This is a genomic window from Rhizorhabdus sp., assembly GCF_018006725.1.
In the GTDB taxonomy this organism is placed as follows: domain Bacteria; phylum Pseudomonadota; class Alphaproteobacteria; order Sphingomonadales; family Sphingomonadaceae; genus Rhizorhabdus.
In genome coordinates this window covers 1-12,016 of the sequence record NZ_JAGMXV010000012.1, presented here as the reverse complement: position 1 = coordinate 12,016, position 12,016 = coordinate 1, and the positions used below count along the sequence as shown (strand labels likewise).

Here is a 12,016-nt window from a genome sequence, read left to right as displayed (position 1 = left end):
CATGACGACATCCAGGGAAAAGGCCACGGTGGGGCGGCTGGCCGCGATCTTCGGCCTCATTCTGCTGCTGCTGGCGTCCTTTCTCTGGGCGTCGGGCCGCCTCGGCGGGCGCGGGCTGACGACGCAGAAGTTCATCGACCGGATGCAGGGGGAGAAGGTCTTCGCCGGCTTCCGCCGCGCCCATGCCAAGGGCGTCTGCCTGTCGGGCAGCTTCCAGGCCTCGGGGGCGTTGGCGCCCTATAGCCGTTCGCCGCTGTTCGCGCGGGGCTCGACGCCGCTGATCGGTCGCTTCTCCTTAGGCGGCGGCAACCCGACCGCGCCCGACCTCAAGGCGTCGGTCCGCAGCCTCGCCTTCATGCTCGCGCAGTCCGATGGGCAGCAATGGCGCTCGGCGATGAACACGCCGCCAGTCCTGGCGGTAGGAACCCCGCAGGCCTTTTTCGACCAGATGGGCGCGATGAAGCCGGACCCGGCGACGGGCAAGCCGGATCCGGCGCGCATCGCCGCCTTCTTCGCGGCGCATCCCGAAAGCGCGCCCTTCCGCAGCTGGCAAGCCGCCTACAAGACGAGCAGCAGTTGGGCGACCGAACGCTACAACAGCATCAACGCCTTCTATCTGGTCGCACCCGACGGCAGCCGACGTGCGGTGCGGTGGACGGCGGTGCCGAAAGCGGCCGCGCTTCCCATGCAGGAGAGCGACGAACCGCTGGCGCTGCAGAAAGAGCTTGCTGCACGGCTGGCGCGGGGACCTGTCGAGTTCGACCTGGTCTTTACCTTTGCGGGTGCGGGCGACGATCCCGACGATGCGACCAAGCCCTGGACCGCAGGCCGGCAGGAGCTGTCGGCGGGCGTGCTGAGCATCACCGCTATGCGTCCGCAGGCAGGCGGTGCGTGCAACGGGCTGACCTTCGACCCGCTCGTCCTGCCAGACGGAATCGCGGCCAGCGACGATCCGATCCTGCGCGCGCGGTCTTCCGCCTATGCCGAATCCTATCGCCGCCGTGCGCGCGAGACCGCGCTGGGAGAGGCCCGATGAGCAAGCACGGCTTTCCCGCCAGCGCGCGGCTGCTCCACTGGGTGATGGCGGCGCTGATCCTGTCGATGCTCTTCCTGGGCGTGTCGATGGTAACGAGCCTCTCCGGCTGGCACGATCCGGCCATCCTGCTGCACAAGTCCTTCGGCATCCTCGTGCTGCTGCTCGCGGCGGTCCGGCTGCTCAACCGGTTGCGTTTCACCGCGCCGCCCTTGCCCGCCGACCTGTCACCGCTGCAGGCTCTGGCCGCCAAGGCGAGTCACTGGCTTCTCTACGCCGGGATGTTCGCGGTGCCGCTATCGGGCTGGGCGATGCAGAGTGCCGCCGGCACGCCGGTGCGGCCCTTCGGCCTGTTCACGCTGCCGCCCCTCACCGCTCCCGATCTGGCCTGCTATGGTTGGCTGCGCGAGGCGCATTTCCTGATGACCTGGGGGCTGTTCGCGCTGCTGCTGGTCCATATCGGCGCCGCGCTCCACCACGGCTGGGTCCGCCGGGATGGCGTTCTGCAGTCGATGCTGCGCGGCGACTGAGCCTGCCGATCAGGCGGTCGCCTCGCGGTCGGCCTGATCGATCGCGAGCAGGGAGACGCCGCGCGTCTCGCGCATCACCAGCGCGGACATCAGGCTGATCGCGCCCGCGCCGAGGATGTAGAAGGCGATCGGCTCCCACCGGTCATAGGCGCGCAGCAGCCAGGTCCCGATCAGCGGCGCCCAGGAGCCGGCGACGATCGCTGTCACCTGATAGCCGAGCGACACGCCCGAGTAGCGCATCCGGGTCGGGAACATCTCCGCCATGATCGCGGGCTGGGCCGCATACATGAAGGCGTGGACGACCATGCCAAGCAGGATCGCCGACAGGATGATCCAGGCGCTGCCGGTGCCGAACAACGGAAAGGCGACGAAAGGCCAGGCCATGGTGAGCGCCGCTCCGATCAGATAGACGGGCCTGCGTCCGATCCGGTCGGCCAGAGCTCCCACCGCCGGGATGACGAAGACATGGAGGAGATGCGCGCAGAACAGCAGCGCCAGGATCTCGGTCGTGTCGACGCCGATATGGGCGAGGTAGGTGATCGAGAAGGTGACCACCATATAATAGAGGATATTCTCGCCAACGCGCAGGCCCATGGCGTTGAATACGCCGCGCGGATAGCGGCGGAACACCTCGGTCAGGCCATAGCCGGCATCGGCCTTCTGCTCGGCCTCGGCCTTGGCGGCTTCGAAGATCGGGGAGTCGGTGACCTGGGTGCGGATATAATAGCCGACCGCGACGATCACGACCGATAGCCAGAATCCGATCCGCCAGCCCCAGCTCAGGAACTGGGCCTCGTCGAGGGTCGCCGACAGGAGCAGCAGGACGATCGTCGCGAGGAGGTTGCCCATCGGCACGCCGGCCTGCGGAAAGCTGCCCCAGAAGGCGCGGCTGCGGTTGGGGCTGTGTTCCGCCACCAGAAGCACGGCGCCACCCCATTCGCCGCCCAGCGCGAAGCCCTGGACGAAGCGCAGGAAGACCAGCAGCGCCGGCGCCCAATAGCCGATCGTGCCGAAGGTCGGCAGGCAGCCCATCAGGAAGGTCGACAGTCCGATCAGGACCAGGCTGAACTGGAGGAGCGACTTGCGACCGACCTTGTCGCCGATATGACCGAAGACGATCCCGCCGAGCGGACGGGCGATGAACCCCACCGCATAGGTTCCGAAGGCGGCGATGATGCCGTCGAGCTCGTTGCCCGTCTGCGGGAAGAAGAGCTTGCCGAAGACGAGCGTAGCCGCCGTGCCGTAGAGAAAGAACTCATACCATTCGACGACCGTCCCCGCCATCGACGCCCCCACGACCTTGCGGAGATAGGGAAGGTCTGCGGTCTGCTCGTGCTGCATGGCGGGACGACGCTCTCCAATGGCCGGTTATGCCGCCCTCATAGCGCGATGTTGCGCCGGTGCCACGCCGCTCTTTTGACAGGCGAACTCACACCGTCCAGTCGGCGATGTCCTCGGCCTGGCCGATCAGCGCGAGGCCGTGCGCGATCGAGGTCAGCTCGCCGCCCGAGCCGAGCCGCTCCGCACCGAAGCGGCGGGCGAACAGATCCCGGATGGCGGGGAGCAGCGAGGAGCCCCCGGTCAGGAAGATCCGATCGACCTGCTCCGGCGCGATCCCGGCGCCGAGCAGAGCCTCGTCGACCGCCGCGTCGATGCGCGCCAGATCGGGGGCTATCCAACGCTCGAATTCGGTGCGGGTCACCTCGCGGTCGAGGTCGAGCCCGCCGCCGGTGAAGCGGAAGCGGGCGACCTCCTGCTCGGACAGCTGGCGCTTGAGCGTGCCCACCGCGTCGTAGAGCGCATAGCCCAGCTCATGCTCGACGATCGCGATCATGCGGCCGATCGCCTCGGGATCCAGTGCGCTGCGCCGCAGCTTCTCCAGTTCCTCCAGCGTCCGCCGGTTGCGCATCAGCGCCAGCCGTGACCAGTCCGAGAAGTCCGAGAAATAGCCGCCCGGAATCTCCAGCACCTTGTCGAAGGAGCGATAGCTGCCGCCCTTGCCGAGCAGCGGCAGCACCAGATTCTCGACGATACGGCTGTCGAAGCGGTCGCCAGCAATGCCGATGCCCGACGAACCGAGCGGGACGCAGCGCGGGCGCTCGTGCGGCGCGCCGACCCGCACGAGCGAGAAGTCGCTGGTGCCGCCACCAAAGTCGGCGACCAGCAAGGTGGTCGGCTCGGTCAGGCGCGAGGCATAGCTGAAGGCGGCGCCGAGCGGTTCATAGACATAATGAATCTCGGCCCCGAAGTCCGCGAACATCCTGTCATAGCGTTCGCGCGCCAGCGCCGCGTCGGCGCGGGCGCCCGCATAGGTCACCGGACGGCCGATGACGATCCGGCGGTCGCGCGGGTCGAAGGCCGGGCCGGCATGACTGCGCAGCCGCTCGAGGAAGAGCTGACCCAGTTCCTCGAAGCGCAGGCGCTTGCCGAAGATCGACGCCTGGTCGAACAAGGGGCTTGCCGCGACCGACTTGAACGACTGGATGAAACGGCTGCCCTGCGGGAAGTCGAGATATTCGGCGATCGCCCAGGGGCCAGCCTCATGGGCGACGCCACCCCGCGCACCGTCATCTTCCCAGAAGCACAGCGCCGAGCGGAACACCGCGCCTGTCGCCCGGTCACCGGCAAAGCTCAGCAGCTCGGCCGTGCCGTCGGCCTGAGTCTGTGCCACAACGCTGTTGGTGGTACCGAAGTCGAGGCCGATGGCCTCGCCGGTGGTGGGGGCGGACATAGTGGGCGACTCCATGGGGCCGGCGCCTATGGCAGTCGCACCCCCTCGCCGCAAGCCCGTCAGTCTTTTGTCCGGCCGGCTTCGGCGTCGCGCGCGGCGCGCCATTCGGCGAGCTTGCCGGCGATGATCTGGCCGTGCGGCCTGGCCTTCTGCGCATACTCCATCAGATGGATCGCCTGGTCGCGCGACAGCGGGGCCGCCTGCTCGTGCGTCATGGCAATGTCGCGCAGGATCACGCCGTCGGCCGGCGTGAGGGCGGACGGGAAGATGCGGCGGATCAGCGCGGCCTGTTCAGCCGAGAGCGTCGCATCGGCGGGAGGCGGGGGTGGAACCTGCTCGGCATCAAGATCGATCTGCTCTGCATGAGGGAGGCAGGCATTGAGCCGATCGACCGCCGCCCGGTTGCGCGCGATCACGTCCCGACGGAGCTCCTCGTCCAGCGGCGGCAATTGTCCATCTATGTCAGGAAGTTCGTTGACGAGCGCATCGGCGATCAGGCGGCCATAATCGGCGCCGAAGATCTGGTTGACGAAGCGGACGAAGGCCAGTTCGGCCAGGGTCAGCGAGCGGTTGACCCGGCCGACGGTCGCGGCCTCGCCGCCCTCGACGACGGTGCGGACACCGATATGGTCGAGGATGCGCGGGACGATCGCGTCGCGGATCACCGAATAGTTGAACAGGGTGAAGGCGATACCCTGCCGCTCCATCGCGGCGACGAGGTCGGCGGCGATGCGCGTGCTGGTCTCATGCTCGGCAAAGGCGGCGATATCCTCGTGAAAGCCCCCGCGCTTGACCGCCTGCTGATAGACCGACGGCAGCATCTCGATCGGGCTGCGCACCGCCATCAGGATCTCGAAATCATAAAGGTCGCGATAGCGGCCCTCGGCGGCGAAGAACGTGTCCATCCGGCGGAAGAGATGCTCGCTCGAAAAGATATAGGAGGCATAGCCCGGCGCCGCAGCGACGATCGGGATCACCTGCCCCTCGAACCAGTTTTCGGGGTCGAGATTGCCCGACATGACGTGGCCGGCGCGCGCCTGTTCGGCGCTCGCATGCTCGGGGTAGAGGACGCCCGCACTCTTCAGCAGCTCATGGTTGCGGGCCAGCGCCGATTGCAGTGCGGACGTGCCGGTCTTCCCCTGACCGATGTGCAGGACGATTTTCGGGCGGGCTTCGGACGCGATCATGGCGGGACCCTAGAGCGTCGGCGCCATAGGCGGAAGCGGGATGAGAACTGACCGCCGCCAGACAGGAAAAAGGCCGGCCCGCAGCTGCGGACCGGCCCTTTTTCTTCAAGTGTTTCCGATCAGGCGGCGAGCTTGCGCAGCACGTACTGCAGGATGCCGCCGTTGAGAAAATATTCGAGCTCGTTGACGGTATCGATCCGGCAGCGGGTCTCGAAGGTTTCGGTCGAGCCATCGGCGCGCGTCATCTTGACGCTGACCGTCTGGCGCGGGCGGAGACCGGCGACATTGTCGATCGAGAAGGTCTCGGTGCCGTCGAGCTTGAGCGTCGTGCGGTCGATGCCTTCGGCGAACTGCAGCGGCAGCACGCCCATGCCGACCAGGTTCGAGCGGTGGATGCGCTCGAAGCTCTCGGCGATGACGGCGCGGACGCCGAGCAGGTTGGTGCCCTTCGCCGCCCAGTCGCGCGACGAGCCGGTGCCATATTCCTTGCCCGCGATGACGACGAGCGCGGTGCCCTCGTCCTTGTACTTCATCGCCGCGTCGTAGATCGCCAGCACTTCGCCCGACGGGATATGCTTGGTCAGGCCACCCTCGATGCCGGGGATCATCTGGTTCTTGATCCGGATGTTGGCGAAGGTGCCGCGCATCATCACGTCATGGTTGCCGCGACGCGCGCCATAGCTGTTGAAGTCCGCCTTCGACACCTGGTGCTCGGTCAGGTAGCGACCGGCCGGGCTGTCGAGCTTGATCGAACCGGCCGGGCTGATGTGGTCGGTGGTGATCGAGTCGGCGAAGATGGCGAGCGGGCGGGCGTCGACGATGTCGCCGACCGGGGCCGGGGTCATCGACATGCCGTCGAAATAGGGCGGGTTGGCGACATAGGTCGACCCTGCACGCCAGGTGTAGGTGTCCGAACCCTCGACGTCGATCGCCTGCCAGTTCTTGTCGCCCAGATAGACATTGGCATAGCGCTTGCCGAACATGTCGGAGTCGATCGCCGAGGCGACGGTCGCTGCGACTTCGGCGGTGCTCGGCCAGATGTCCTTCAGATAGACGGGGTTGCCGTCCTTGGACGTGCCGATCGGCTCGCTGGTGATGTCCTTGGCGGTGGTGCCGAACAGCGCATAGGCGACGACCAGCGGCGGCGAGGCCAGATAGTTGGCGCGCACGTCGGGGGACACGCGGCCCTCGAAGTTGCGGTTGCCCGACAGGACCGCCGAGGCGACCAGATCGTTGGTGTTGATCGCCTTCGAGATCGGCTCGGGCAGCGGGCCCGAATTGCCGATGCAGGTGGTGCAGCCATAGCCGACCAGGTTGAAGCCGATCGCGTCGAGATCCTTCTGCAGGCCGGCCTTTTCGAGATAGTCGGTGACCACCTGCGATCCGGGAGCGAGCGAGGTCTTGACCCAGGGCTTCGCCTTGAGGCCGAGCGCATTCGCCTTGCGGGCGACCAGGCCGGCGGCGACGAGCACCGACGGGTTGGACGTGTTGGTGCAGCTGGTGATCGCCGCGATCACGACGTCGCCATGGCCGATGTCGAAATCGGTGCCCTCGACGGCGACGCGCTTGTTCGCTTCGTCGCCCTTCTTGTAGCCGCTGGCGAGCTCGCCATTATAGCCGGCCGAAACCTGGCTGAGCAGGACGCGATCCTGCGGGCGACGCGGGCCGGCGAGCGAAGGCTCGACCGTCGACATGTCGAGTTCGAGCGTGTCGGTGAAGACCGGATCCGGAGCACCGGCGGTGCGCCAGAAGCCCTGCTCCTTGGCATAGGCTTCGACCAGCGCGACCGTCTCGGCCGGGCGGCCGGTGAGGCGCATATAGGTGATCGTCGCGTCGTCGATCGGGAAGAAGCCGCAGGTCGCACCATATTCCGGCGCCATGTTGGCGATGGTGGCGCGGTCGGCGAGCGACAGCGCGTCGAGGCCGGGGCCGTAAAACTCGACGAAGCGGCCGACGACGCCCTTGGCGCGCAGCATCTGCGTCACGGTCAGCACGAGATCGGTGGCGGTGATGCCTTCCTTGAGCGTGCCGGTCAGCTTAAAGCCGACGACTTCCGGGATGAGCATCGAGACCGGCTGGCCGAGCATCGCGGCTTCGGCTTCGATGCCCCCAACGCCCCAGCCGAGCACGCCAAGGCCGTTGACCATCGTGGTGTGGCTGTCGGTGCCGACGCAGGTGTCGGGATAGGCGACGTCGACGCCCGAACCGTCGGGCGAGGCCCATACCGTCTGGGCGATGTTCTCGAGGTTCACCTGGTGGCAGATGCCGGTGCCCGGGGGCACGACCTTGAAATTGTTGAGCGCCTTCGAGCCCCAGCGGAGGAACTCATAGCGTTCGCCGTTGCGCGCATATTCGAGCGCGACATTCTCGTCGAACGCCTTGGGGCTGCCAAAGCTGTCGACCATGACCGAGTGGTCGATGACGAGGTGGACGGGAACGAGCGGGTTGATCTTCTGGGCGTCGCCGCCGAGCTTGCTGATCGCGTCGCGCATCGCGGCGAGGTCGACCACGCAGGGAACGCCGGTGAAATCCTGCATCAGCACGCGCGCGGGGCGATACTGGATTTCGCGCTCGGAGGTGCGGTCCTTCTGCCAGTCGACGATCGCCTGCACGTCTTCGGTGGTGACGGTCGTGCCGTCTTCGAAACGCAGGAGATTTTCGAGCAGCACCTTCATCGAGAAGGGCAGGCGCGAGATGTCGCCGAGCCGCTCGGATGCCTTGGCGAGCGAGTAATAAGCGTAATGCTTGCCATCGACGTTGAGGGTGGAGCGGGTTTTGAGAGAGTCCTGACCGACGGCCGTCATTGGCTATGCCCCTATGCTGCGAATGCGAGAGTCGAGCGGCGCTATAGCGACGGGTTCGCGCAAGGGAAAGGGGGAGAGGGCGGGTGGCGCGACCCGCAGGATCAGCCGTCGAGCGGGCGCCCCAGATCGGCGAAGGCCTGGGCTACCGCCTGCGCGCTCGACAGTACCCCGATCGCCGTTTCGATGCCCAGCAGGCGGCAGAAGGCGCGGTGTGCCGAGCCGGGCGTGTCGAGCGAGACCGCGACCGCGTCGAGCAATGTCGACTCCGCATCGGTCATCCGGCAGCAGCAGGACGGCGCGATCATGATCGTGCGCTGGGAAGCACGGGCCACCTCCGCCATCAGCGCGCGGACGAGGATCAGCGGGCGGCGGAAGGACAGGCCGAAGCTGCCGATCAGCATCGCCACGGCCTGCGCATCGTCGAGCCCGCCGACGCCCATCCGGCGAACGGTGAGCAGCAGGAGCCTGGTCCCAGAACGGTCGGGCGCGTCGTGGGGCAGAAGGTGGGCGGTCGAGCTTGCTTTGTCTGACATGGTCATCTCTCTCACCGTTGAGAGATGAGAGAAGCATGATAGCTATTGCGAGTCAATCGCAATAGTAAGGTGATGGCTCACTCGATGATGGTGCCATTGGCGGCGAGCGTCCGTCCGGCGAGATAGAGCGATCCCCCCACCAGCACCATGGGCGGGACCGCGTCAAAGCCCGCCGCGATGCGGGCCAGCGCGCCTTCGACCGACGCTGCCGGATGGGCATCGAAACCGGCCAGCCTGGCAGTCTCCGCAAGATCGTCGGGCGCATGATGCTCATGTCCCGGCACCGGCACCATGTGAAAGCTGGCCGACAGCCGCCCCATCGAGGCAAGGAAACCCCCGGCATCCTTGTTGGCGAGAAGCCCCATGACGATGTGCAGTGGGCGCCCGGGCGCCTGGTGCGAGCGCAGGAAATCGCCGATTACGCGACCAGCTGATGGATTATGCCCGCCATCGACCCACAGTTCGGATCCCGGCGGTAGCATCTCGACAAGCGTTCCACCGCGCAGATGCTGGAGCCGGGCGGGCCAGTCCGCCCAGCCCATCGCCGCGCGCAGGGCCGAAGCGGGTATGGCGAGGCGATCCTGCTTGCGCAGCATCGCCACCGCGAGCGCGGCATTCTGTGCCTGATGATGCCCGGCGAGGCCGGGCAGGGGCAGGTCGAGCTTGCCCTGGCTGTCGCGATAATGGAGCCGCCCCTGATAGGCGACCGCGTCCCAGGAGCCGCCCTTGGCATGCCATTCGCCGCCGGCCGCGCCGATCGCCTGACCGACGCGGTTGGCGACCTTGTCCGGATAATGGAGCGTCATGATCGGCACGCCCGGCTTGGCGATACCCGCCTTCTCCGCGCCGATCGCCTCGATCGTGTCGCCGAGGAAGCTCTGATGGTCGAGGCCGAGCTGGGCGATGCCGCAGATCATCGGATCGGCGATGATGTTGGTCGCGTCGAGCCGTCCGCCCAGGCCGACCTCGACGATGCAGGCATCGGCCGGATGGCGCGAGAAGGCGAGGAAGGCGGCGGCGGTGGTGACCTCGAAGAAGCTGGGAGCGATGCCATCCGATATGTCGAGCACCTCGGCCAGCAGTGCGGCCAGCTCGGCATCGTCGATCAATGTGCCGGCGATGCGGATGCGCTCGTTGAAGCGGATCAGGTGCGGGCTGGTGAAGACATGCGCGGTCATTCCCGCCGCCTCGATCGCGGCGCGCAGATAGGCACAGGTCGAGCCCTTGCCGTTGGTGCCGGCGACATGGAAGACCGGCGGCAGCCGGCGCTCGGGATGGCCCAGCCGCTCGCACAGCTGCGCTATCCGCTCCAGCCCGAGACTATCGGCGCCGGGCGACAGCAGTGACAGGCGGTCGAGCTGCGCCTGGACCGCCGGATCGCTGGAGATCGCGTGATCGGGCATGGAATCCGCCGCCCGGCCCGGTTCAGGCCGCCTTCTTGCCGGGGCAGAGATAGTCGATCAGCCGCGCCAGCTCCGCACGCAGCTCGTGGCGCGATACGACCATGTCGAGCATGCCGTGCTCGAGCAGATATTCGGCCCGCTGGAAGCCCTCGGGCAGCTTCTCGCGGATCGTCTGCTCGATCACGCGCTGGCCGGCGAAGCCGATCAGCGCGCCGGGTTCGGCGATCTGGATGTCGCCGAGCATCGCATAGGAGGCGGTGACACCGCCCGTCGTCGGATCGGTCATCACGACGATATAGGGCAGGCCTGCCTCGCGCAGCTTGGCGATGGCGACCGTGGTCTTGGGCATCTGCATCAGCGAGAGAATACCCTCCTGCATGCGCGCCCCGCCCGCAGCGGTGAACACGATATAGGGGCATTTGTCGGCGATCGCCGCTTCGGCGCCCGCGACGAAGGCCGCGCCGACGGCCAGACCCATCGACCCGCCCATGAAGGCGAAATCCTGCACGCCGACGACGGCCTTGAAGCCCTCGATCGTGCCGCGTGCATTGGCATAGGCGTCCTGTGCCCCGGTCTTGGTGCGTGCTTCCTTGATGCGGTCGCTATAGCGCTTGGAGTCGCGGAATTTCAGCGGATCCTCGCGGACCTGCGGTGCGGGCAGCAGCGTGTAGACGCCATTGTCGAACAGCTGGTCGAAGCGTGCATCGGGGCCGATCCGGCCATGGTGGCCGCATTTCGGGCAGACCGACAGGTTCGCCTCATATTCCTTGGCGAACACCATCTGCTGGCAACCCGGGCATTTGTGCCAGAGATTGTCGGGCGAATCCCGCTTGGTGATGAACGGGATCTTCTTGCGGACGCGGTCGAGCCAGCTCATGCGGCCTTCTCCTTCGCGGCGCGCCGGACGGCGGCGCTGAGGGTGGATGTGAAATCGCGGACATGCGGCGCGGCGGCCGCGCCATGTTCGCCGATCAGGTCGACGATGACCGATCCGACCACCACGCCGTCGGCGACGCGGCCGATCGCCTCGGCCTGTTCGGGCCCGCGTACGCCGAAGCCCACCGCGATCGGCAGGTCGGTCGCGGCGCGCAGCCGTTCGACGGCGGATTCGATGCTGGCCTGGCCCGCCTGCTGCATGCCGGTGATGCCCGCGACCGAGACATAATAGACGAAGCCCGAGGCACCGTTCAGCACCGCCGGCAGACGCGCCGAGTCGGTCGTCGGGGTGGCGAGGCGGATCAGGTCGAGCCCTGCCGCGCGCAGCGCCGGGCCGAGGACCGAGTCCTGCTCCGGCGGAATATCGACGCAGATCACGCCGTCGACGCCGGCCTTCGCCGCTTCGGCCGCAAACCAGTCGGCGCCGCGACGGACCATCGGATTGGCATAGCCCATGAGAACCAACGGAACTTCCGGGTGGCGTTCGCGAAAGGCGCTGGCGATTGCCAGCAGGTCGCCGGTCGTCGTGCCCGCGCCGAGCGCGCGCAGATTGGCGCGCTGGATCGAGGGACCGTCCGCCATCGGATCGGTGAAGGGCATGCCGAGTTCGATCACGTCGGCGCCGCCTTCGACCAGCGCGTCGAGCATCGCTGCGGTGTCGGCCGGGGTGGGGTCACCGCCCGTGATGAAGGCGACGAGCGCGGCGCGGCCCTCGGCGCGGGTCCGGGCGAAGGTTGCGGACAGGCGGCTCATGCGTTCGGCTCCGGTACGGTCTTCGGGGTGGCGCTCACATCTTCACTCCGAGCGCTTCGGCGACGGTGAAGATGTCCTTGTCGCCGCGGCCCGACAGGTTGAGCAC

10 protein-coding genes are annotated in these 12,016 nt (G+C 67.3%); 2 read left to right on the top strand and 8 right to left on the bottom strand.

Features of this window, described 5'->3' with window-relative positions:
- Window position 1 precedes the first annotated feature (1 nt).
- Entirely contained in the window at window positions 2–1,036 is a 1,035-nt protein-coding gene (locus KAY22_RS03420) for a catalase family peroxidase (RefSeq protein WP_296620027.1), read from the top strand.
- Window positions 1,033–1,563, top strand: a complete 531-nt coding sequence (locus KAY22_RS03415) for a cytochrome b (protein ID WP_296620025.1) — start codon at window positions 1,033–1,035, stop codon at window positions 1,561–1,563. Before KAY22_RS03420 ends, KAY22_RS03415 begins: the two co-directional genes overlap by 4 nt.
- A 9-nt stretch (window positions 1,564–1,572) precedes the next feature.
- On the opposite strand, the gene KAY22_RS03410 is transcribed toward KAY22_RS03415, so the two are convergent.
- From KAY22_RS03410 to trpA, 8 genes are all read right to left on the bottom strand, one after another.
- The gene (locus tag KAY22_RS03410; RefSeq protein ID WP_296620022.1) at window positions 1,573–2,904 is read right to left on the bottom strand and encodes an MFS transporter; all 1,332 of its coding nucleotides are present in this window, start codon (window positions 2,902–2,904) and stop codon (window positions 1,573–1,575) included.
- Between the two features lie 88 nt (window positions 2,905–2,992).
- Complete coding sequence (locus KAY22_RS03405) at window positions 2,993–4,294, bottom strand: Hsp70 family protein (RefSeq protein WP_296620019.1); 1,302 nt, start codon at window positions 4,292–4,294, stop codon at window positions 2,993–2,995.
- Window positions 4,295–4,353: 59 nt separating this feature from the next.
- Window positions 4,354–5,481, bottom strand: coding sequence for a hypothetical protein (locus tag KAY22_RS03400; protein WP_296620017.1), 1,128 nt, complete (start codon window positions 5,479–5,481; stop codon window positions 4,354–4,356).
- 119 nt (window positions 5,482–5,600) lie between these two features.
- Window positions 5,601–8,285, bottom strand: a complete 2,685-nt coding sequence (acnA, locus tag KAY22_RS03395; RefSeq protein ID WP_296620014.1) for an aconitate hydratase AcnA — start codon at window positions 8,283–8,285, stop codon at window positions 5,601–5,603.
- A gap of 101 nt (window positions 8,286–8,386) precedes the next feature.
- Window positions 8,387–8,818, bottom strand: a complete 432-nt coding sequence (locus tag KAY22_RS03390; RefSeq protein WP_296620011.1) for a DUF6628 family protein — start codon at window positions 8,816–8,818, stop codon at window positions 8,387–8,389.
- A gap of 77 nt (window positions 8,819–8,895) precedes the next feature.
- The gene (locus KAY22_RS03385; RefSeq protein ID WP_296620009.1) at window positions 8,896–10,221 is read right to left on the bottom strand and encodes a folylpolyglutamate synthase/dihydrofolate synthase family protein; all 1,326 of its coding nucleotides are present in this window, start codon (window positions 10,219–10,221) and stop codon (window positions 8,896–8,898) included.
- A gap of 22 nt (window positions 10,222–10,243) precedes the next feature.
- A complete protein-coding gene (accD, locus tag KAY22_RS03380; RefSeq protein WP_296620006.1) occupies window positions 10,244–11,098 on the bottom strand; it encodes an acetyl-CoA carboxylase, carboxyltransferase subunit beta in 855 nt (284 codons plus the stop codon).
- Window positions 11,095–11,910, bottom strand: coding sequence for a tryptophan synthase subunit alpha (trpA, locus tag KAY22_RS03375; protein WP_296620003.1), 816 nt, complete (start codon window positions 11,908–11,910; stop codon window positions 11,095–11,097). The genes accD and trpA overlap by 4 nt, the downstream gene beginning before the upstream one ends.
- Between the last annotated feature and the right edge of the window lie 106 nt (window positions 11,911–12,016).